The sequence below is a fragment of the Enterococcus columbae DSM 7374 = ATCC 51263 genome, from assembly GCF_000406925.1.
Classification (GTDB): domain Bacteria; phylum Bacillota; class Bacilli; order Lactobacillales; family Enterococcaceae; genus Enterococcus_E; species Enterococcus_E columbae.
On sequence record NZ_KE136349.1, the window covers coordinates 176256 to 196622 of the forward strand.

The window sequence follows — 20367 nt, forward strand, 5'->3', positions numbered from 1 at the left end:
GGAAAGTCTTTTTCCTTCTTGGACTTTTTCGCCAAGACGGAAAACTTAGCTGCTTGTAGTTGAGCAATCCATCTCACATCCTTGTTATAATATATTTTGGCCGACAGCTTTTTCGACACGTTCTTGGATGTTTTTTTGACCGATGCCAAGGCTGCCGGCATGGCTTGGAATTAAGACGATTGCCGGTGTCATTTGGTCATCGTAGCGATGGATGGTTTCGGGTACTTCTTTGGCACATTCTTCAGTGACATAGATGACGCCATATGATGCTTTGGCCATTTCTTCAATCGCTTGGCGAATTTCAATGGCATGGGTGGCAAAGCGTACGTCAAAACCAAATAATTTAAAAGGTAGGACGGAATCCTTATCGCCTACAACACCAATTTTATAGGTCATAAGTTAATCGCATCCTTTCTTGAATTTCTTCTATTGTAAAGCCACTGCGTTTGCCTACAATAATTGTACGTAAGTTCTTAATTTCCACTTCTTTGGCATTTAGATAAGCTAAAAGCGGGATTGGACCAAAGGCTAAGCTATTTGCCCGAACAAAGTGCTCTGTTAAATAGTTGTCTTTAATCTTTTCTAGTAGATGGAAATTAATCGTTTGATTCACCAAAGCTGGTTGGAGTAATTCTCCATAAGGCGAAGAGAGTAGATATTGGACATAGGTCGCTTCGTCTTCTTTACAAAAGCGTAATAGCTCATGTTTGTCCAGACTACCTGCACTGGACAATACCCCGGTCATAAAGGCTTGGCTACGTTTTTGAATAATTCCTCTACCGGCTGTAACGATATTGGTTAAATCAATAAAACCGATGATTTCATCTAGTAATTCCGGATAGCCTAAACGTTCACCAATTTCCCGTTGCATTCGTAAAAAGGCACGGTCATAGATTACGTCAATTCCTTGAATGACTTTCGATTCGTTGAGATATTCTCTGGCTTCATTAATGCTTGCCATGAGTGTTTCAGGCAATTGAGAGATGCCTGTACGAATCGCACTTTTTAGGGTATCTATTTCAAAAAAGCCATCATTAATGCAAAGATAGTCATAATCCTTACCGAGTACTTCGGCTTTGGTCAGTACCTTTAAATTATGAAAGGTGTAACGCATAGTATATATCCAAATCACTTCTTTTTCAGGTGCCAAGTCAATCAAATCTCGTATCGTCTCTTCTAATTCATGATTTAAATTTTGCTCAAAATGATAGGCAAAATCTTCTTCTAGATAATTTTGATAGACCGTGTTTTGTAAGATTTGCGCGACTTGCTCTAAATCACTCGCTTGAATTAAACGTTGAAAGGTTTCTGATGAAAGTAAGCTTAATTCGCGTATCCGTACGAGTGGATTCACTTCATGATAGGTTGGTTTTTGCATTGTATCCTCCTATCCAAACAAACGATTCGCTAATTCAAAACTCATGCTCGCTTGTATATCTTTAATTAAGTTTTCAAAAATAAAATTATATTGGACCCCTTGATCATCAACAATAAAACCAGCTTGATTAGCAATTGTCGTAGAACTATAAACTAATTCAAAAGGTAATTGTTGATTCATTTTTGCTAGCCACTCTTGATCTAAGGCCGCTTTAGATAATTCACCAGGAATGAATTGCACCTTGCCACTTAGAGAAAGTGTCGCTAAGGCATCACTTGCAAATTGAGTCATCTCTGCTTTAGACCATTGACTCATCTGATTGCTGGCGGCAACGAAAAGCTTTTCAAGATAGTATTGCTTTTCATTTAGAACTGCTTGGCGCGCTTCAACTTCTTGGCGATTATGCAATTGTTTATATTTTTTTTCGATTGTTTCCGTTTGTTTTGCCAATTGACGGGCCTTATCTTGCTCTAATTGGGCAAGCTGTTGCTCATAAGACTGATTGATTTGGGCCAATTCAGTATTTTCATAATTTTGAAGCTCTAAGGCTGCTTGTTCGTCAATTTTGGCAATAATCTTATCGATAGCACTCATGCCATTGCCCCCTTATTGACGATTAGCTCTTAGTTAAAATCATAATTGAGATAACGAAACCTAAAATGGCATAGGTTTCAACCATTGCGGCATAGATAACCCCTTTAATCATATGTTCAGGTTTTTTCGCTAAGATTTGAATACTTGCGGCAGCTACTTTCCCTTGAGCAATCCCTGATCCTAGACCAGCAAAAGCCACTGGTAATGAAGCTGCTAGTAAAGCAATTCCTTTAGCTAAAGGCATGTCCGCACTCACTTGTAAGAAAATCATTACTGCAATAACGAAACCATATAACCCTTGGGTACCTGGTAATAATTGTAGCACTAAAGATTGACCGAATTTTTCTGGTTGTGAAGTGGTTAAAGCAGCGGCTGCCTCACCAGTGAAGCCAACCCCTTTAGCTGACCCAATTCCTGAAAAAATTGTTGCAATGGCCATGCCGAACACAGCGCAAATTAATCCTCCGTTTGTCATAAAGAATTCTTTCATGATTCATTTCCTCCATTATTTTGTTTTTTCCAACGAATATTTACATGCTTTTCAGCAGATTTTAGCGGTTGAAAGACTTTTCCGCCGCCTTCGTAGAATTTACCGAAAAATTCAACATATTGTAAACGTGCCCCATGCACATAAGCGCCTAATAAAGATAGGAAAATATTTAATGCATGTAAGGCAACCAATAAAACTAAACCAATGGTAAAGCGGAAAACAGGTGGCATAAAACCAACAATTAAGTTAAAAGCCGCCGCAATCGCCCCACCGGAAATTCCTAAGGCCATTAAACGGGTATAGCTGACCAAATCACCGATGTAACTACTGATACCATAAAGCTGATATAGACCACCGACAAAGCCTAATACCTTTGATTTATTCGTAAAGGTCGGAATAAAGATAATTGAAGCCACGCCAATTAAAGCAATGACAATGCCTAATTGTCCGACTAAAGTCCCTAGATTTAAAAAGGTTCCTGCAGCGTATATTGCTAAACCAACCAAAATCGCTTGCCAAGCAAAGCCATTGGTAATAGCGCCTAGATAATCGTTGCGTTTGACATTTTGATAGCCGGCTAAAGCAAGACCAACCATGATTTGGATAAAACCAAAGCTAACGGTTAATAAGAGAATTTGGATTACATCCTCTTGGGTGGATAGCAACGGTTTATAAGGTAGGCTTTCTCCAAAGCAAGAATTATAGATAAAGCCCCAAAGAATCGTTGGAATACTCACCACTTGGAAAAAGCGTAAGAAGCGCTCCGTCCCTTTTTTAAAGACCTGCGTATGTAAAGCAACCGTGGTGGCCACTAACATCAATACGCCATAACCGATATCTGCTACCATCATGCCGAAAAAGACCAAGAAAAACGGAAACATCCAAGGGGTTGGATCAATTTCGTCATATTTTGGTAAGCTATACATTTCAATTAACATTTCAAATGGACGAACGATTGGATGATTGTTTAATTTCGTCGGTACTTCTTCTTGAATTTCTGCAGCAGTTGGCTCTTCAAAAGAAAGATACACTTCTTCATAAGGGACACTGTTTTGTAGCGCTTGGGTGAGCTCTTGACAATCCGTCTGCCCAACCCAGCCTTGTAAAACAAATAAATGCTCTGTTTGAACAAATTGACTAAGCGCTTGATAGCGTTCAATTTTGGCCAATAAGTATTCTTCAGAAAGCTGTAATTGAGCGATTAACTGACGCTTTTGACCAATTTCAAGTGCCAGTTCCTTTTGCTGTTGAACCAAAGCCTTCACTTGCTGGTCAATTTGCTTGATTGCCTGGCTTGGTGTTTGCTCAATTGCTAAATGCACTTCCACTGCGCTAAACTGACTAGCGAAATGTTTCACTTGTTCAGCTAGACTTTCTAAATAAACCATTGCAAAGTGGGCTTCTTTGGTATCATCATAAATCAGCTCAAGATATAATTCTGGCAATTGTTGACTTGCTTGCTCGAAAGCTAACCAATTCTCACTAGCCACCGTAGCTAATTGCAATCGAACCTGTTTAGAGGCAAACTGGTTTGGGATAATATCCAGCTTTTGCCAAGCGAATAAGTCCTGTTCTTTTTCATTGAGCTTGCGTAAATTTTGTTCAATGCTTTGCCACTTTTCTTGCAATTGTTGGATATTTGCTAATTCAGCTTCTAAATCAAAATGCTCATGTAGCCCCTCTAATTCAGCTAGGGATAGATTTTGACGTTTCAAGACATTTTTAGGTTGCTTTAAATTACCATAATGTAAAATGAATTGAATCGCCTCATTGATTTTGCTAACCATTTGTTGATTGTTGGCAATTTCGTTTTGATAATCAACTGGCTGTACTTCTTTAAAGTAAGTTTTAACCCATTGATTAGAAACATTTTGAACAAATACATCTCTAATTTGTAATTGTTGCAATCCCTGAATGGTTTTCAGTAGACTCGCTTGATGATTTTTCGGTGCGATTACCGTTAATTTTTTCATTTTAGTGACTGCCATAGGTCTTCAACACCTTCTCAATCACTTGTGCAATCGCTGCTTGAGCATTCTTTTCATAGCTATCCGCAAGATGCTTTTTCATGGTAGCAACCTCGCTAGCTAAGGATTCTTTACGAGCGGCTAATTTGTTTGTTTCTTCAGCTTCTTTTTCCTGAATAAAACGAGCGACTTCAGCTTTATATTCCTTTTGCAAACGTGCTAATGTCGCTTGCTGTTGCTGATGGTAATCATGAACCTTCTGCTTAGCTAAAGCGAGTAATTCTTGATTATGATTTTCAGCCTGCTGAATTTTCTCAAGTGCCTCTTGCATCTGACTCACATCCTTCCGTAAAAAAAAATGAACATGACTAACAAGAAACAAGTCCTTCTCACCCCTTGAAGAACGCAATCCTTGAAGCACATGCTCAACCATTTTTCTCTATTCAAATTTTACAATCGTTAGTATAGCAAAAATTTAGAAAATTGAAAAGGTAAATCCTTGCTGAAAAACTTGCCTTTTTTTAATGTATGCGATTTATTTGTACAAAAAATGTCAAATAATCACCATTGTTTTTTTACTTTCTACTTATCTATAAAATCTATTCAACCATTTTTAGAAACTATCGTTATTTATAAAAGATGGATTTATATTAAATTTTTATTAAATAGATAAAATATACAGTTTTTTTATTTATTTATAAATCGTTTCGTTTTAATCGATGATAAAACACCTATAAACTAAGAATCTTTGCTTTTAAATACGCTGATAAAAGAAAATTTATTCACGGGTAAACAACTCGATGTTAACTTTATTATATTTTGTAATTTTTTGTTATGAAATCTCCTGTAAAAAAGAATTATCTTTGTATTTAATAAAAATTCACACTATTTTTTAAAATTATCTTTACTTTATTTAGTTTTTATTTAGTTTAATTTAAAAGCTTTTAAACTAATTTATTTTTTTGTTTACTAATCCTGTTTACACTTGAATAACGCTTGCAAGTTTTTAGTGCTATCGCTACAATATGAATTAGAAGGAGGGGATTACATGGATGATCTAGATTACAAGATTCTGAATATCCTTCAAAGAAATGGTCGTATCACAGTGAAACAAATCGCTGAAGAGTGCTTTATTTCCTCTCCATCGGTATCTGTTCGGCTACAAAACCTAGAAAATCAAGGATATATTCAGAATTACCAAGCAATGGTCAACTATCAAAAATTAGGCTTTTCAATAAAGGCCTATATTAATTGTGCGGTCAATGCCAAAGATAAGGAAGCATTTTATCAATACATTGATGCAATTCCAAATGTCGTTGAATGTGATTGCATCACCGGTGATTACTCAATGCTTTTAAAGGTCTATTTCCCAAATACCGTTGATTTGGATGAATTCATCAATGCCTTACAACGATTTGGCGACACCAAAACCCATATTGTCTTTTCAACCAATGTTGGTCCGCGCGGTGTTCAATTTGAAACAAATGCTTAAAAAACAGTAAACAACAGGTTCGGTAATTTTTTACCGCCAACTAAAAAGAGGAAGCAGCTATTTTAATAGCTACTCCCTCTTTTTTAGTTGTTAAAAATATTAATGGTAAACTTCACTTACTTGTTCTTGCCATTGCTTTGAGAAAAAGCGTTCGTTGTTTAATTGATAGTTTACTTTCGGCTGTGGATTGACTAAAAACGGGGCGATATAGGCATCTGCTTTTAACCAGCCTCGCCAGCCTAAATGAATGGTATCTGCCATAAAATATGGTACAGTATCTTCTTTTGAAAAATCCACTACTTGATTAAAGCCTTGACTAGTCAACTGATATTTGATTTTAGCGGCAAAGTTTTGCAGCATTTCTTGTGATAAACCGGTATAGTCACTCCATCGCTTATTCACCGGTGGAATGATAAACAAGACATCCGTATGTGATTTAGCAAACTGATTCAATACAAGTTGAAAATCCGCAAACTCTGGCGATTGACAATAACTCCAAGTGGTTTGGGAATTTTTTAAATCCTTCAAGCCAAATTGCAGGCGTGTTTGATAGAATTGATTATCAATTAAAAATTGATTGTTCTTGGTACGATGCTCCCCAATTTTATATGCCAGCGCATCTAATTGTTGGTAATTATAAATTTCTGGCAATTGCTTTTCAAACTTATTCACCTTTTTATTCTTCGTAAACATTCCAATTTGACTGAATAATTGATCTTCGCGCTGTAAGAGTTGATAATTGCTTTTTAGTGTCGCCAATTGTGCCATGGGTAGCTCATCAATCGTTTTTCCATTGGCAATTGCAGTTAAAATCGTACTCATTTTTTTATTCTGATTGATTCTTGAAAAGTGTAATAAGCGTTGGGCATAAAATTGCGTGGCTTGGTCCGTCTTATGCAGTGATAAAAGCCAATCGTATAATTGCAATTCTGAAAAATAAGCATTAAATTCTAAATCAGAGACCCCTTTTTCGACAAACCATTGAGGAGAGATAACAAAAATGGCTTTGCCATTCGTTATTTCATTTCTTAAAGACTGCGCAACAGCAAATTGATTTAAGGATTGCGTACCAGGTGCCCCTAATAAAAATGGACGATAATTGCGATGGTATTTGGTTGCTAATACGCTTGGATGAAATGGACTGAATCGGCTCAATTCTGATGAACCAAAAAACGGTACATATTCTCCTGAGGCGATTGCCTGATTTTTAATCATATTCCCACCCAAAATATTACCTGACATCGCAGTTGAGGCTTTTTTCCAAACTTCAGGGCGGACGTGGTTCGTTTGAATCGGCAAAATAAATAAGGCACTAACTAAAATAACGGCAGCAACTAGTGGACCGAAAATTGTAAATAATTTCTTTTTTAACATATGACTAAGTACTGAACCTCAACCTATTTACTTATCATTGTTGTCAAAGGTTCAATATCACCAGTTAGCCTCCCTTCTTACTCAAAACATACCTTGAAATACCTAAAAATAGCAAGTCTTTTTTGCATTTTTAAAACAATTTACAGAAAAATCAGTCTAAAGGTTGAGATTTGGCCCACTCTTGAATATACGTAACACACTCGTTTAATAAAGGATGAACCAGATGATCCCGCTGAATCAGATAAAATTGGCGCAAATATTCCTCGGTAAGTAATTCATAAGGCAAATCTTTAGCTGCTCTTTTAGAGATGACGGTTTGGCCAATGCCGCGTTTTAATAGTGCCACAATTAACTCATTATTTTGTACTTCAATGGTTGGTAGATTAACATTGTGCTCTTCCATATAACGTTTTTGATAATAATAAACTCCAGAAGTCGCCTCTCGAATCAGCCAGGGTTGGCTTTTATACCCGACATGTACAAGCTGATCATCCATCAATGGCGTACGTTGCACAGAGCCAGTAGCCAATGGTTTTTCAATAAAACCAAACTCCAATTCATGGCTTTGAATCGCACTAAATACTTCATAAGAATTCAACATTTGAATCGAAAAATCAATCGTTGGAAAAGTCCGGAATAAATCCTCCAATAGATTAGGTAAAATATAAATAGCAAATGTATGCGAGGCCGCCAGACGACATTTGATTTTTCGTGTTTCTAAGGTTAACATTTTATGCTTGATTGACTCCCAATCTTCTAATAAAATAAGCACATTGTGATATAAAATATCCGCTTGTGCAGTCGCATAAATCTCTTGACGACCATTTCTTACAAACAGTTTTACTTTTAAATCAGCCTCAAGTTGTTTAATTTGATTGGACACAGCAGGCTGTGAGATAAACAGCCGTTCACTTGCTTTGGAAAAATTTCTTGTTTCATAGACGGTTTTAAAGGTTTCTAATAATTTAAACATGCAATCACTTCCATAAATTTTTCTTATTGTAACTATAATAACGTTGTTTATCTTTATACATAAAAATCATTTATAATAAATAGGTAAGAGGAATTTAAATAGAAAGAAGGAATAAAATGTATACAAAGATTAAACCTATCCTACCAGGATTAATATTATCCGTAATCGTTGCAGCCGTGAGTAAGGGGTTGGCTATCTTCTTCCCAGAGATAGGTGGGGCAACCATTGCAATTCTATTAGGTATTGTACTAGGAAATACCGTTTTTCGTCAAAAATCTTTATCACAAGGGACTAAATTTTCAGAAAGTCGCCTTTTAGAATACTCTGTCGTACTTTTAGGTTTTACGGTGACCTTTCAAACGATTGGACAAATGGGCCTAAAAGGAATGCTTTACATTGTATGTATCATGACAATTACTATTGTTGGCACCTATTTTTTAGGAAAAAAATTAGGTTTTAATGATGAAATGTCGTTGATGATGAGTGGTGGTAATGCAGTGTGTGGTTCATCTGCTATTGGGGCGATTGCGCCAGCCATCGGGGCAAAAGACGAGGAAAAAGGACAAATTATCACCTTAGTTAACTTACTAGGTACCGTTATGATGCTCACCTTACCATTTTTAGGGATGGCTTTATTTGGGGATCATTTATTAGCCAAAAGTGCCTTAATCGGTGGTACCTTGCAATCTGTCGGCCAAGTAGTCGCCGGCGCTTCTTTAGACAATCCAGATGTCGTTCAATTTGCCATGCTTTTTAAAATTTTGCGTATCGTCTTATTAGTTTTAGTTGTGATTATTTTTGAAAAAATCATCGCCAACAAACGTCAAAATAGCCAAATGCTAGTAGCTTCCAAAAAGAAAAAATTACCTATTCCTTGGTATGTTTTAGGCTTTTTGATTGCCTGTATTTTAAATAGTTTTATCCAGCTACCAGCTATTTTCGATCAAGGGGCGCATTTTTTCAGCACTTGGTTTGAAACGACCGCTCTAGCCGCGATTGGTTTGCGTTTAGATTTCAAAAAATTCTTAAAAGAAGGGCCACGCTTTTTACTATATGGATTAGGCGTTGGCGCCATCCAAACCGTATTTGCAGTTGGCCTAATTTATCTACTCAAATTTTAACAACTACTTGATTACTCCGCAACCTTTGCGGAGTTTTTTTATGACAATTTACAAACTATTCCTCGCTATTTTCTCGATTTAAATATAAAAAACTGTCATTTTTTTATAAAACACAGCCAGAATCTATCCGCTTGTATACCTAAAAAGGACACGAAGCATTATTTTTCCTTTACATTTGATAACTAGAACGTTTGAAAAATTCATTTTTTAAGCATATACTTTAATCAGATTTATTCTTAACTATTAGACCATCCAGTTTTGCTGTGAACTGATGAAATAAACATTAAAGGAGGCTTGTCTCATGCCAACAACCTATGCACATCTTCGCTTTGGGCAAGAAGTGTTGCGCCAATTGCCCGCTGACTTACAAAAAGAAATAAAGTCGTATATTCGACTTTATCAAACAGGACAGCACGGTCCGGATATCTTATTTTATTATCGTCCCTATCACAAAAATGCCTTAACACTCTATGGTAGTGAGTTACATAATGAACGTGGACGGCAAGTTTTTCGGCGCTTTCGTCAATATCTAAAGCTAGAAAAAGTGGACCAGACCGCTCTGAAAGTGTATATTTTAGGCTTTTTGTGCCACTATGCTTTGGATAAGTATTGTCATCCTTATGTCTATCAAATTCAAGATGAAACGGGGCTTTCCCATTCAGAAATCGAAGCGGAATTTGATCGGATGCTTTTGATCAAAGACGGCTTTGATCCATTGCGTCATCATATCAGTAGCCATATCTGCACCACTGATTTTGAAGCAGGTGTCATCCAAAAATGTTTCCCACAATTTAAGGTGAGTCAGATAAAGGAAGCTTTGGTTACGATGCGACATTTTCTCGATTTGCTAGTTGCACCAGGTAAAATGAAACGTAGCTTAGTTAAGGGGATGTTTTTACTAAGCGGAAACTATCCTTCTTTAAATAAGCTCGTGATTAATCGTCAAGCCAATCCTACTTGTCAGCCAGTCAACGAAGAGCTTTACCGTCGATATAAAATGGCGATTCATAATGCGGTTTGGATGATTAATGATTTTAACCAACAGCTGAAAGAAGAAAATATGACCTTTTCTGATGACTATTATCCAACCTTTGAAAGAGATTAGGTGAGCAGATGAAAGAAAAACTGAATCGTTTCGAGTGGTATTGGATTTTTTATGATATTGGTAATTCCGGTTTTAGCTTGATGCTAGCCGCCATCTTGCCTTTGTATTTTAATCATTTGGCCCAAAATGCGCAGCTCTCTTCGGCACAATATCTGGCTTACTGGGGCTATGCTACTTCCTTCATCACTTTAATAGTAGGCGTGATTGGGCCAATTTTTGGTAGTATTGCTGACTTTAAGGGGATGAAAAAGAAGCTCTTTATCCTTTTTTTATTGATGGGTGTTTTAGGCTGTTATGCCTTAAGCTTAGCCAATCATTGGTTATGGCTGCTAGTCATTTACATTATCGCTAAAGTCGGTTATTCATCTAGTCTAGTGTTTTATGATGCCATGCTTACCGATATTACTACTAAAGAACGTTATGATCGCGTCTCTGCTTTAGGCTATGCTTATGGTTATATCGGTAGTGTGATTCCTTTTGTATTAAGTATTGCCTTGATTTTATTTAAAGATTCTTTGCATTTAAGTCTTAATCAAGCGATGATTGGTGCTTTTATCATTACCGCTAGCTGGTGGTTGTTATCAAGCCTGCCTTTATTAAAAACCTATCAGCAAAAATATTTTATTCCTAAACAAGAAAAAATTATCCAAACAACCTTTCAACGCTTACAGCAAACGCTAGGGAAAATCTATCATCAAAAGCAAATTTTTTATTATTTAATCGCTTACTGTCTATATATCGATGGGGTGAATACCATTATTGGTATGGCCACTGCTTATGGTAAGGCACTGGGTTTAGACAATAATGACTTACTTTTAGCCCTTTTGGTTACCCAGTTTGTCGCATTTCCAGCAACGATTGCCTTTGCGCATTTTTCTAAGCGTTTTGCGACGGAAAAAGTGATTCGCCTATGTATTTTTGCTTATATCGGTATTACTTTATTTGCGGTGAGCTTGGTTTATGCCATTCAATTTTGGATTTTAGCTATTTTAGTAGGACTATTTCAAGGTGGTATTCAAGGTTTATCCCGTTCTTATTTTGCTAGTATGATTCCTGCTAACCAATCGGGGGAATATTTTGGCATTTTAGATGTTTGTGGCAAAGGGGCGGCTTTTATCGGGACTTTCTTAGTTAGTGGAGTAACGCAATTAACCGGCCACGAACAAATGGGCCTTGCCGTATTGATTCTAATTTTTATTGCAGGGCTATACTTTTTCCAACGATCACTGAAAGCAACTCAGTAAGCTATTTTTGATTATAAAGGGCTACGAAAGTATTTTTCGTAGCCCTTGATTTCTGTTTTATTCATCTAATAATCGTTTTTGACCAGATAATTTTTGGATTTCAGTAATATCCTGGGTGACCTCTAAACAGCCTAAGTACTTGCCTTGTTCATCATGCAAAGCATAATAACGAATAGAGATTTTCATTCCCCTCATATCAATCCAAAAATCCGCCTGCGTCCTAGCGCCTGAACGAAAGTCATCTAAAATTTGTTGAACAATGTGCATACTCTTTGGTGGATGACAATTCACTACCTCGCGGCCAATTACTGATTTCGTTCTTGGGAAAATCCGGTGTGGCCCTTCCGAGTAAAAACGAACCTTTTCATCTACATCCACAAAGGTTAAATCAACTGGTAAATGAGAAAAAATCGCAATTAATTGATCTAGCTGTAGGTTGCCCGTTGGTAAATCAATCGTAGCAGATAAATCGCCAGTAAAATCTGTCTCTATCTCAGATTCTACTACAGAAGGAATAGGAGAAGAAGAATCAGGTAGACTAGCCGCAATGGCTTCAGTGGTTTCCTTAGCTTGGGCAATCGCGGCTTGTCTTTTGACTTCATTTTCCTTTTCTTTTTCAAAGGAAGCAGCACTAGGCACCCATTTTAATGGTTCAGGAATAAAGCTAAAGCCAATATCATAGCTATCTTGAGCGATTTGCTGCCAATCAGCTAAGCTAAAGATATCCAAGGTCATCGGCACCATAATTTCTTCTTCCTTGAAAATCATTTCCTCGATTTCATTTTTTAAACTTGCCCACATTTCCGAAAGTGGATTATACGCAACTTTAGGTGAAGCTAATAATTCAGCGAAGGCTTTAATCTGCTCGCGAATTTGGTCATCCACTCCCCACATAACCTTTGGCGGTGCAGTAATGCCATATTTTTCCATAAAGGCAAAAATTAAGGTTTCTTTACGTGTATAGTGCTTATCAATCGTTTTTAAATCCTCAACAGCCGTTTGTAGCCGAGCAAGCTGTGACCAATCTTGCTTCGCCATTTTAGCCAAGATTCCCTCAATTTCATCCGTTAATAAAGATTGTAAGACTTGATTTTCTAGCTTTAACGTATGTACTGGGTGACCTACTTGTCCATGCTCTTCATTAGAACGATGAATGTCATTAATCGAACCCTTGAATACTGCCGCATGAATATTGCATAAACGCTGAATCTCACTAGGATCAAGGCCGGATTGAATCAAGGCTTTTTCAGCTGCGGTAATCTCCGTAACATCTACCCCATCAAAGGCTTCATTGAACATCGCTTTGGCTTCTTCAAAACTCCCCCCATTATGTAAGCTAGTTAAAATCTCGACAATTTTTTCTTGTCGCTCTTTTCTCGTTTGTTCCATTATATATTTCCTCCTTTTACTGTAAAGCCGGCTTCTTCAAAGGCCGCAATAATTTCCTCTAGGGGAATTTTCTTTAAACGTGCACCTTTAGGAATCGTCATATAGCGACCGGCTGTTTGGAGCATACCGGGCGCTTTAATTTCTTTAAAGCCTAGCTGAAACATAATTGTTAAGATTTCAGGATAACTTTGGACCAAGTCATACAATGATAAATTTAAATCCAATTCTTTCATCTAATCACACCCTAATTAATAATCATTCTCAGTTACATTTTACACAATTTCGTTCACTTTTACACGAATATTTTCAAAAAATCACTCACTCGATCAAAAAAATTACTTCATACTTGACAAATGAGAAAAATAAGCTTAAAATTCATTAAAAATTAAATATTTTCTAATCTTTTAAACCGAAGATGCGGAGATAAAGGTAATCATGCTTCTACAGAGAGCCTACGTTGCTGAGAGTTAGGTGAAAAACAAGTTATCAAATGGACCGCGGAGGGGGTAGTCAAAGAAAGCTTGCTTTTGAGTATTCTACCACGTGTTGGCTTACGTCAGTAGTCGGAGATATGATTGTATCTTGCTTAAGGGTATGGATAACCATCCATAAATCAAGGTGGCACCGCGGATTTTGTAATTCGTCCTTGACAGTAATCATTATGCTGTCAAGGACTTTTTTATATCCTTCGACAGGCTTGGAGGTATTTTTTATGTATACAATTTATCCAGATCTTCACTTTTTAACAACCACATCCACGATCAAAAATTATACCCACTATCCGCTTGTTTTAGAACTATTAGCCGATATTAAAACCCCGTTAGAAGTTTTAAAGCTGTTAAAAGAGCAAGACAAGCCTTGCTTTTTATTAGAATCAGTCTTATCAAAGGAACAATGGGGACGCTATACCTTTTTAGGCTTTGATCCAGAATTAGAAATTAGTGGACTAGATGGTCAAATCATTGAAAATAATCAATTCGTTCAAGCCAGCTCACCACAAGCTTATCTGCGTGAGTTGCTAGCCAACTTTCAAGTCCCTCAAATCCCTACTCTTCCACCTTTTACTGGTGGTTTGGTTGGATACTTTGGCTATGACTATTTCAAATATGCTGAAAGCAAATTAACTTTAGATGCAAAAAATCCAGAAAAGCTCAATGATTTTAACTTAATGCTCTTTACAAAGGTCATTTGCTTTGATCATGTACAGCAAAAAATCTATTTAATCGCTCATTTACCTTTAGCTGAGCTGAAATCTGCCTATCCGAAAATTTGCACTGAGTTAAAAAGCTTGGCAGATTTGCTCACACAGCACTATGCGAAAAAGCAATATACCGGACAGCTACTCAGTCCCTTAAAGCCACGTTTTAGCCAAGCACAGTTTAGTCAAATGGTCCAAAAAGCGAAAGAATATATCTATGAAGGCGATATTTTCCAAGTTGTACTAGCGAACTGCCTCAGCGCACCATTTAAGGGGAGCTTGCTGGATACCTATCGTCAGCTTCGCCTACTCAACCCTTCTCCTTATCTTTTTTATCTACAGACTAGCGAGTTAGAAGTCATCGGAGCTTCACCAGAAACGCTAGTCAAATTAGAAAAAGAAACACTTTATACCTATCCGTTAGCGGGTACGCGCCCACGTGGAGAAAATCAGCAAATGGATTTAGCCTTAGAAAAAGAGCTATTACAGGATGAAAAAGAATTGGCTGAACACAATATGTTAGTGGATTTGGGCCGGAATGATTTAGGCAAGATTTGTCAGTTTGGGACAGTTGAGGTAGAAAAATATCTCAATATCGAACGTTTTTCGCATGTGATGCACATTGGCTCAACTATTCGCGGCATCATCCAGCCTGATAAAGATGCACTAGATACCGTTGATGCGATTTTACCAGCTGGGACTTTATCTGGCGCTCCCAAATTTAGAGCCTGTGAAATTATCAATGAATTAGAAGATTCTAAGCGAGGCATTTATGGCGGAGCAATCGGTTATATCGATTTTAGTGGCAATTTAGATTTGTGTATCGCGATTCGGATTATCTATCAAAAAAACCAAAAAATCTTTATTCAAAGTGGCGCGGGTATTGTCGCTGATTCTTGTGAAGAAAAAGAATATCAAGAGTGCATCAATAAAGCCAAGGCGACGGTGAAAGCCTTGGAGCTGGCTGGAGGTGTGAAGCATGATTTTACTAATCGATAATTATGATAGTTTTGCCTATAATCTATATCAATTGATTGGCGAAATGACTAAAGAAATTCAAGTGATTCGCAATGATGAATATACTATCGATCAAATTAAACAGCTTAAGGTGCAAGCCATCATCCTCTCACCTGGACCCGGACGACCAGAAAATGCCGGTATTTGTCAAGAAGTGATTGCTCAATTAGGACAAAACATTCCTATTTTAGGGGTATGCTTAGGGCACCAAGCAATCTGTCAGGTATTTGGTGCGACGATTAGCTATGCACCACAATTAATGCATGGAAAAGCTTCACTCATCCAAATCGAGTCTCAGCATCCATTATTTGCTGGTATTCAAGCCCCAATGAAAGTGGCTAGATATCATTCTTTAATCGCCCAAAAAGAAAGTATTCCTAATAGTCTGAAAATCATCGCTCAAACCAACGAGGAAGAAGTGATGGCTATCAGCCATGCTTGCTACCCAATTTTTGGGGTCCAATTTCATCCGGAATCCATCTTAACCCCAGATGGTCGCAGACTTTTGGCGAATTTTATCCAATTTGCACAAAATTATTCAGCCAATGCTTCAATATAAAAAAAGCGCGCTACTAAATTCATTTTACGAGGAGGAAAAAGAATGATTCAAACAGCGATTAAAAAAATTGTCGATAAACAAGATTTAACCTTTGATGAGGCCTATCAAGTCATGAGTGAAATCATGACTGGTCAAACTACCCCTACCCAAAATGCCGCCTTTTTAGCCGCACTATCGACTAAAAGCAGTCGGAGTGAAACCATTGATGAAATTGCCGGCTGTGCGAAGGCGATGCGTGACTGTGCCACCTTAATTCACCATCCATTTGAGGTGATGGATATTGTAGGAACCGGTGGGGATGGTTCCAACAGCTTTAATATCTCAACCACGGCAAGCTTTGTTACCGCAGCTAGTGGCATTAAAGTAGCCAAACACGGCAACCGGGCCGCTTCATCTAAAAGTGGGACCGCCGATTGCTTGGAGGCACTAGGGCTGCCTTTAGCTAAAACGCCTGAACAAAATATTAAAATGCTTGAACAAACGAATTTTTGTTTTTGCTTTGCCCAAAGCTATCACCCTTCGATGAAATATGTCGGTAGTATCCGCAAAGAACTAGGGATTCGTACCGTCTTTAATATTTTAGGCCCTTTAACTAATCCAGCCAAACCAAGCTATCAGCTATTAGGTGTTTATGACGAATCCTTATTAGAAATTTTAGCCCATACGCTAGCTGAGCTTGGGGTTAAACGCGCGATGGTCGTCTATGGTCAGGATAAACTAGATGAAATTTCGTTAAGTGCACCGACTAGTATTTGTGAGCTTGCGCATGGAAATATCCACCGCTATACCTTTGATCCACAGACAATTGGCTTAAGCTACTGTCAAAAAACGGACTTACTTGGAGGAAGTCCCAGCGAAAATGCCCAAATCACCAAAGACATCCTAACCGGTAAAATTAAAGGCGCCAAACGCCACGCCGTCTTATTAAATGCTGGAGCAGCCATCTACTTAGGCGGGAAAGCTAGTAGCTTAGCAGAAGGTATCTTAAAAGCTGGCGAGCTCATCGATAGCGGTGCAGCCTATGAAACTCTGTTAAAAGTAATTGAATTGGGTAAATTACAGGAGGGCTATAATGACTGATATTTTACAAACTATTGCTGAAAAAACAAGACAAAGAATTGCGTACCAAAAAGCCCAGCAGCCACTGATTGCCTTACAGCAGGCGTGCCAACAGCTACCACAAACAACGACTTTTCCTTTTGAAAAAGTATTGCGGCAAATAGGATTAAGCTATATTTGTGAGTGTAAAAAAGCTTCTCCTTCAAAAGGCATCATCGCTAGTGATTTCCCTTATATTCAAATTGCCAAAGACTATGAAAAGATTGGTGCGCAAGCTATTTCTGTCTTAACTGAACCGGATTTTTTTCTCGGTAGCGATGACTATCTACAAGAAATCAGTCAAGCTGTCAAGCTACCTTGTCTTAGAAAAGATTTCATTATCGATGAGTATATGATTTATCAAGCCAAGCTACTCGGGGCACAAGCTATCCTGCTAATTGTGGCGCTGTTAGATACCGAGACCTTAAAACATTTTATTCAATTAGCGACTGCACTTGGCTTGTCTTGTTTAGTTGAAACACATGATGAAACTGAAATTACCCGTGCCTTACAAGCTGGTGCAACCATTATCGGTGTTAATAATCGCAATCTAAGAAATTTTCAAGTTGATGTGCACAATACCTTAAACCTACGCCAAGCAATTCCAAAAGACATCCTGATAGTCGCTGAAAGTGGCATTCAGACACGACAAGACATCCAGTTACTAGAAGCGGCCCAAATTGATGCCGTATTAATTGGGGAAACCTTAATGAAAGCAAGTAATCGCCAAGTGAAGATGGCTCAATTGCGAGGTGAGCACTTTGAGTAAAATCAAGTTTTGTGGTATACAGCCTACGAGCGATCTTAATTTTATCAATCAATTAGCGCCCGATTACATTGGCTTAGTCTTTGCCCAAAATAGTCAACGTGTTGTTAACTTTGAAGCAGCCCAAAGAATCAGCCAACAACTTCATCGAAAGATTCTAAAAGTGGGCGTCTTTGTGGATGCGCCTAAAAACTTGATTGCCAGCTTAGTTGAAGAAAAAGTCATTGACCTGATTCAATTACATGGTCATGAAAACGAGGCAGTAATTAATGACTATAAACAAAGCTTTAAGTTGCCGATCATCAAGGCTTTTGGCATTCAAAATCAAACCGATGTCTTAAAAGCCCTACACTCACCAGCAGATTATTTGCTGTTTGATTATAAGCAAGCTGGTAGTGGACAGTGCTTTGACTGGCGCTACATTCAGAATGTAAACCGCAAGTATTTTCTCGCTGGGGGTATTAATCGTAACAATCTCAAACAAGCCTTAGCCCTAAAACCTTATGCCATTGACCTTAGTTCCGCTATTGAAACCAACGGCATAAAGGATAATCAAAAAATGCAAACAATAATTAATCAATTGAGAGGATGAAGCCTATGACAAATCAAAACGGTCGATTCGGTATTCACGGTGGACAATATATTCCAGAAACACTGATGAATGCCGTCATTGAACTAGAAGTAGCCTATCAACACTTTAAAAATGAGCCTACTTTTCAAAAAGAACTACAAGAGCTATTTCACGATTACGCCAATCGTCCTAGTCGCTTGTATTTTGCTAAAAAGCTAACCGAAAAGCTTGGTGGTGCCAAAATCTATCTCAAACGGGAAGATTTGAATCATACTGGTGCCCATAAAATCAATAATGTTTTAGGCCAAGCTTTATTAGCCAAAAAAATGGGCAAAACCCGCCTAATTGCCGAAACCGGAGCTGGTCAACATGGCGTGGCTACGGCGACAGCTGCCGCTTTACTGGATATGGAATGTGTTGTCTATATGGGCCAAGAAGATACCATCCGGCAAGCCCTTAATGTGTATAAAATGCGACTATTAGGTGCGCAAGTCATTCCCGTAACGAGTGGAACAGCCACCTTAAAAGATGCCGTTTCTGAAGCGATGCGTGAATGGACTAGTCGAATTGCCGATACCCACTACTGTCTCGGTTCAGTCATGGGGCCTCATCCCTTTCCAACGATTGTTCGCGACTTTCAAGCAGTTATCTCTCAGGAAATCAAAGAGCAAATATTGGCTAAAGAAGGCCGCTTACCAGATATTGTCATGGCTTGTGTCGGTGGCGGTAGTAATGCGATTGGGGCTTTTTACCATTTCATCGATCATCCAGAGGTTCGCCTAATTGGTTGTGAGGCAGCTGGTCGTGGCATTGATACCCTAGATACAGCTGCCACGATTGCTACAGGTAAATTGGGGATTTTCCACGGAATGAAATCCTATTTCTGTCAAGATGAATACGGACAAATTGCCCCCGTTTATTCGATTTCTGCTGGCTTAGATTATCCAGGGATTGGACCAGAGCATGCCGATTTACATGATCAAAAACGTGCAGAATATGTCGCAATCACAGACGAAGAAGCCGTTAACGCCTTTGAACTGCTTAGCAAAACAGAAGGCATCATTCCAGCTATTGAATCTGCACATGCGTTGGCTCATGCCATTAAAATTGCACCCACACTGACTAAAGAGCAAATTATTGTCGTCAATCTATCTGGTAGAGGCGATAAAGACTGTGCAGCAATTGCAAGATATCGAGGTGAAAATATCCATGACTAAACAAACTGGACTTCAACGAATCCAAAACGCCTTTCAACACAAAGCATTTATTCCTTTTGTTACCTGTGGCGATCCTGATTTAGCTACTACTAAAGCAATTATCCACACCTTAGCCAAAAATGGCGCGGATATTATCGAATTGGGGATTCCATTTTCTGATCCAACAGCTGAAGGACCTGTGATTCAAGCAGCCAATCTTCGCGCTTTAAAAAATCAGGTCACCACGGATGATATTTTTGAGCTGGTTGCCCAATTACGCCAAGAATTGACCGTACCACTGGTGATTATGACCTATGCTAACGTCGTCTTCTCCTATGGCACTGAACGCTTCATCCAAAAGGCGCAAGCAGTCGGTATCGATGGCTTAATTCTGCCAGATGTGCCTTATGAAGAAAAAGAAGAATTTCAACAAGTCTGCCAACAATATCAACTAGCCTTTATTTCATTAATTGCACCAACTTCTAAAGAACGTATTGAAAAAATCGCTAAAGAAGCAAATGGCTTTTTGTATTGTGTCTCTTCCCTTGGTGTAACTGGTGTACGTAGCCAAATTAATACTGATCTTGCTAGTATGATTGACGCTGTACGAAAGGTCAATCCTACGCTCCCTGTTGCCATCGGTTTTGGCATTGCTACCAGTGAACAAGCAAAAAAAATGAGCCAACTAGCTGACGGTGTGATTATCGGCTCAGCAATTGTCCAGCAAATTGCTAAATACCAACAGCAAGCCCCGCAAGTATTAGCCCAATACGCCAAAGAAATCTGTCAGGCCATAAGATAAAAAAACTCGTCAGTTTCCATTGAACGATGCTTA

General features: G+C 38.3%; 21 protein-coding genes. 11 read left to right on the forward strand and 10 right to left on the reverse strand.

Annotation, left to right across the window (positions count from 1 at the left end; genetic code table 11):
* Positions 1–84: 84 nt before the first annotated feature.
* From RK02_RS08550 to RK02_RS08575, 6 genes are read right to left on the reverse strand one after another with little or no spacing between them, the layout of a single operon-like run.
* Positions 85–396 (reverse strand): V-type ATP synthase subunit F, encoded by a 312-nt coding sequence (locus RK02_RS08550; protein WP_016183835.1) that lies wholly within the window; start codon positions 394–396, stop codon positions 85–87.
* The gene (locus RK02_RS08555; protein WP_016183836.1) at positions 386–1378 is read right to left on the reverse strand and encodes a V-type ATPase subunit; all 993 of its coding nucleotides are present in this window, start codon (positions 1376–1378) and stop codon (positions 386–388) included. Before RK02_RS08555 ends, RK02_RS08550 begins: the two co-directional genes overlap by 11 nt.
* Before the next feature lie 9 nt (positions 1379–1387).
* Positions 1388–1972 (reverse strand): hypothetical protein, encoded by a 585-nt coding sequence (locus tag RK02_RS08560; protein ID WP_016183837.1) that lies wholly within the window; start codon positions 1970–1972, stop codon positions 1388–1390.
* Positions 1973–1994: 22 nt separating this feature from the next.
* On the reverse strand, positions 1995–2462 hold the full coding sequence (locus tag RK02_RS08565) for a V-type ATP synthase subunit K (RefSeq protein ID WP_016183838.1): 468 nt from the start codon (positions 2460–2462) through the stop codon (positions 1995–1997).
* Positions 2459–4450, reverse strand: a complete 1992-nt coding sequence (locus RK02_RS08570; RefSeq protein WP_016183839.1) for a V-type ATP synthase subunit I — start codon at positions 4448–4450, stop codon at positions 2459–2461. The genes RK02_RS08565 and RK02_RS08570 overlap by 4 nt, the downstream gene beginning before the upstream one ends.
* Positions 4437–4760 carry a hypothetical protein gene (locus RK02_RS08575; RefSeq protein WP_016183840.1) on the reverse strand — a complete coding sequence of 108 codons (324 nt, stop codon included), beginning with the start codon at positions 4758–4760 and terminating at the stop codon, positions 4437–4439. The genes RK02_RS08570 and RK02_RS08575 overlap by 14 nt, the downstream gene beginning before the upstream one ends.
* Positions 4761–5477: 717 nt before the next feature.
* On the opposite strand from RK02_RS08575, the gene RK02_RS08580 reads away from it, so the two are divergent.
* Positions 5478–5921 (forward strand): Lrp/AsnC family transcriptional regulator, encoded by a 444-nt coding sequence (locus RK02_RS08580; RefSeq protein ID WP_016183841.1) that lies wholly within the window; start codon positions 5478–5480, stop codon positions 5919–5921.
* Positions 5922–6020: 99 nt separating this feature from the next.
* Here the strand turns inward: RK02_RS08580 and dltD are convergent, their stop codons facing one another.
* Both dltD and RK02_RS08590 read right to left on the reverse strand, forming a co-directional pair.
* Positions 6021–7295, reverse strand: a complete 1275-nt coding sequence (dltD, locus tag RK02_RS08585; RefSeq protein ID WP_016183842.1) for a D-alanyl-lipoteichoic acid biosynthesis protein DltD — start codon at positions 7293–7295, stop codon at positions 6021–6023.
* Between the two features lie 151 nt (positions 7296–7446).
* A complete protein-coding gene (locus RK02_RS08590; protein ID WP_016183843.1) occupies positions 7447–8268 on the reverse strand; it encodes a LysR family transcriptional regulator in 822 nt (273 codons plus the stop codon).
* A gap of 116 nt (positions 8269–8384) precedes the next feature.
* On the opposite strand from RK02_RS08590, the gene RK02_RS08595 reads away from it, so the two are divergent.
* The 3 genes from RK02_RS08595 (at position 8385) to RK02_RS08605 (ending at position 11738) form a co-directional block, all read left to right on the forward strand.
* On the forward strand, positions 8385–9389 hold the full coding sequence (locus RK02_RS08595) for a YeiH family protein (RefSeq protein ID WP_016183844.1): 1005 nt from the start codon (positions 8385–8387) through the stop codon (positions 9387–9389).
* 301 nt (positions 9390–9690) lie between these two features.
* Positions 9691–10494 carry a zinc dependent phospholipase C family protein gene (locus tag RK02_RS08600; RefSeq protein ID WP_016183845.1) on the forward strand — a complete coding sequence of 268 codons (804 nt, stop codon included), beginning with the start codon at positions 9691–9693 and terminating at the stop codon, positions 10492–10494.
* Positions 10495–10502: 8 nt separating this feature from the next.
* A complete protein-coding gene (locus RK02_RS08605; protein WP_016183846.1) occupies positions 10503–11738 on the forward strand; it encodes an MFS transporter in 1236 nt (411 codons plus the stop codon).
* 57 nt (positions 11739–11795) lie between these two features.
* Here the strand turns inward: RK02_RS08605 and RK02_RS08610 are convergent, their stop codons facing one another.
* Positions 11796–13127 (reverse strand): DUF438 domain-containing protein, encoded by a 1332-nt coding sequence (locus RK02_RS08610; RefSeq protein ID WP_016183847.1) that lies wholly within the window; start codon positions 13125–13127, stop codon positions 11796–11798.
* The gene (locus RK02_RS08615; RefSeq protein ID WP_016183848.1) at positions 13127–13360 is read right to left on the reverse strand and encodes a DUF1858 domain-containing protein; all 234 of its coding nucleotides are present in this window, start codon (positions 13358–13360) and stop codon (positions 13127–13129) included. The genes RK02_RS08610 and RK02_RS08615 overlap by 1 nt, the downstream gene beginning before the upstream one ends.
* Before the next feature lie 479 nt (positions 13361–13839).
* Here RK02_RS08615 and RK02_RS08620 point away from each other — a divergent pair, with 479 nt between their 5' ends.
* Genes RK02_RS08620 through trpA form a run of 7 tightly spaced genes read left to right on the forward strand, consistent with a single transcriptional unit; the run spans position 13840 to position 20334 of the window.
* A complete protein-coding gene (locus tag RK02_RS08620; protein WP_016183849.1) occupies positions 13840–15324 on the forward strand; it encodes an anthranilate synthase component I family protein in 1485 nt (494 codons plus the stop codon).
* Positions 15305–15901 carry an anthranilate synthase component II gene (locus tag RK02_RS08625; RefSeq protein ID WP_016183850.1) on the forward strand — a complete coding sequence of 199 codons (597 nt, stop codon included), beginning with the start codon at positions 15305–15307 and terminating at the stop codon, positions 15899–15901. The genes RK02_RS08620 and RK02_RS08625 overlap by 20 nt, the downstream gene beginning before the upstream one ends.
* A 42-nt stretch (positions 15902–15943) precedes the next feature.
* Complete coding sequence (trpD, locus tag RK02_RS08630) at positions 15944–16981, forward strand: anthranilate phosphoribosyltransferase (RefSeq protein WP_016183851.1); 1038 nt, start codon at positions 15944–15946, stop codon at positions 16979–16981.
* Positions 16974–17768: an indole-3-glycerol phosphate synthase TrpC gene (gene trpC, locus RK02_RS08635; RefSeq protein WP_016183852.1), complete on the forward strand. Its 795-nt coding sequence runs from the start codon at positions 16974–16976 to the stop codon at positions 17766–17768. The genes trpD and trpC overlap by 8 nt, the downstream gene beginning before the upstream one ends.
* Positions 17752–18357 carry a phosphoribosylanthranilate isomerase gene (locus tag RK02_RS08640; protein ID WP_245555709.1) on the forward strand — a complete coding sequence of 202 codons (606 nt, stop codon included), beginning with the start codon at positions 17752–17754 and terminating at the stop codon, positions 18355–18357. Before trpC ends, RK02_RS08640 begins: the two co-directional genes overlap by 17 nt.
* 5 nt (positions 18358–18362) lie before the next feature.
* The gene (gene trpB / locus RK02_RS08645; protein ID WP_016183854.1) at positions 18363–19553 is read left to right on the forward strand and encodes a tryptophan synthase subunit beta; all 1191 of its coding nucleotides are present in this window, start codon (positions 18363–18365) and stop codon (positions 19551–19553) included.
* The gene (trpA, locus tag RK02_RS08650; protein WP_016183855.1) at positions 19546–20334 is read left to right on the forward strand and encodes a tryptophan synthase subunit alpha; all 789 of its coding nucleotides are present in this window, start codon (positions 19546–19548) and stop codon (positions 20332–20334) included. Before trpB ends, trpA begins: the two co-directional genes overlap by 8 nt.
* Positions 20335–20367: the final 33 nt, after the last annotated feature.

Coding starts and splice junctions, on each gene's coding strand:
- RK02_RS08550 (WP_016183835.1), bottom strand. CDS start 396: ATGACCTATAAAATTGGTGTTGTAGGCGATAAGGATTCCGTCCTACCT.
- RK02_RS08555 (WP_016183836.1), bottom strand. CDS start 1,378: ATGCAAAAACCAACCTATCATGAAGTGAATCCACTCGTACGGATACGC.
- RK02_RS08560 (WP_016183837.1), bottom strand. CDS start 1,972: ATGAGTGCTATCGATAAGATTATTGCCAAAATTGACGAACAAGCAGCC.
- RK02_RS08565 (WP_016183838.1), bottom strand. CDS start 2,462: ATGAAAGAATTCTTTATGACAAACGGAGGATTAATTTGCGCTGTGTTC.
- RK02_RS08570 (WP_016183839.1), bottom strand. CDS start 4,450: ATGGCAGTCACTAAAATGAAAAAATTAACGGTAATCGCACCGAAAAAT.
- RK02_RS08575 (WP_016183840.1), bottom strand. CDS start 4,760: ATGCAAGAGGCACTTGAGAAAATTCAGCAGGCTGAAAATCATAATCAA.
- RK02_RS08580 (WP_016183841.1), top strand. CDS start 5,478: ATGGATGATCTAGATTACAAGATTCTGAATATCCTTCAAAGAAATGGT.
- dltD (WP_016183842.1), bottom strand. CDS start 7,295: ATGTTAAAAAAGAAATTATTTACAATTTTCGGTCCACTAGTTGCTGCC.
- RK02_RS08590 (WP_016183843.1), bottom strand. CDS start 8,268: ATGTTTAAATTATTAGAAACCTTTAAAACCGTCTATGAAACAAGAAAT.
- RK02_RS08595 (WP_016183844.1), top strand. CDS start 8,385: ATGTATACAAAGATTAAACCTATCCTACCAGGATTAATATTATCCGTA.
- RK02_RS08600 (WP_016183845.1), top strand. CDS start 9,691: ATGCCAACAACCTATGCACATCTTCGCTTTGGGCAAGAAGTGTTGCGC.
- RK02_RS08605 (WP_016183846.1), top strand. CDS start 10,503: ATGAAAGAAAAACTGAATCGTTTCGAGTGGTATTGGATTTTTTATGAT.
- RK02_RS08610 (WP_016183847.1), bottom strand. CDS start 13,127: ATGGAACAAACGAGAAAAGAGCGACAAGAAAAAATTGTCGAGATTTTA.
- RK02_RS08615 (WP_016183848.1), bottom strand. CDS start 13,360: ATGAAAGAATTGGATTTAAATTTATCATTGTATGACTTGGTCCAAAGT.
- RK02_RS08620 (WP_016183849.1), top strand. CDS start 13,840: ATGTATACAATTTATCCAGATCTTCACTTTTTAACAACCACATCCACG.
- RK02_RS08625 (WP_016183850.1), top strand. CDS start 15,305: ATGATTTTACTAATCGATAATTATGATAGTTTTGCCTATAATCTATAT.
- trpD (WP_016183851.1), top strand. CDS start 15,944: ATGATTCAAACAGCGATTAAAAAAATTGTCGATAAACAAGATTTAACC.
- trpC (WP_016183852.1), top strand. CDS start 16,974: ATGACTGATATTTTACAAACTATTGCTGAAAAAACAAGACAAAGAATT.
- trpB (WP_016183854.1), top strand. CDS start 18,363: ATGACAAATCAAAACGGTCGATTCGGTATTCACGGTGGACAATATATT.
- trpA (WP_016183855.1), top strand. CDS start 19,546: ATGACTAAACAAACTGGACTTCAACGAATCCAAAACGCCTTTCAACAC.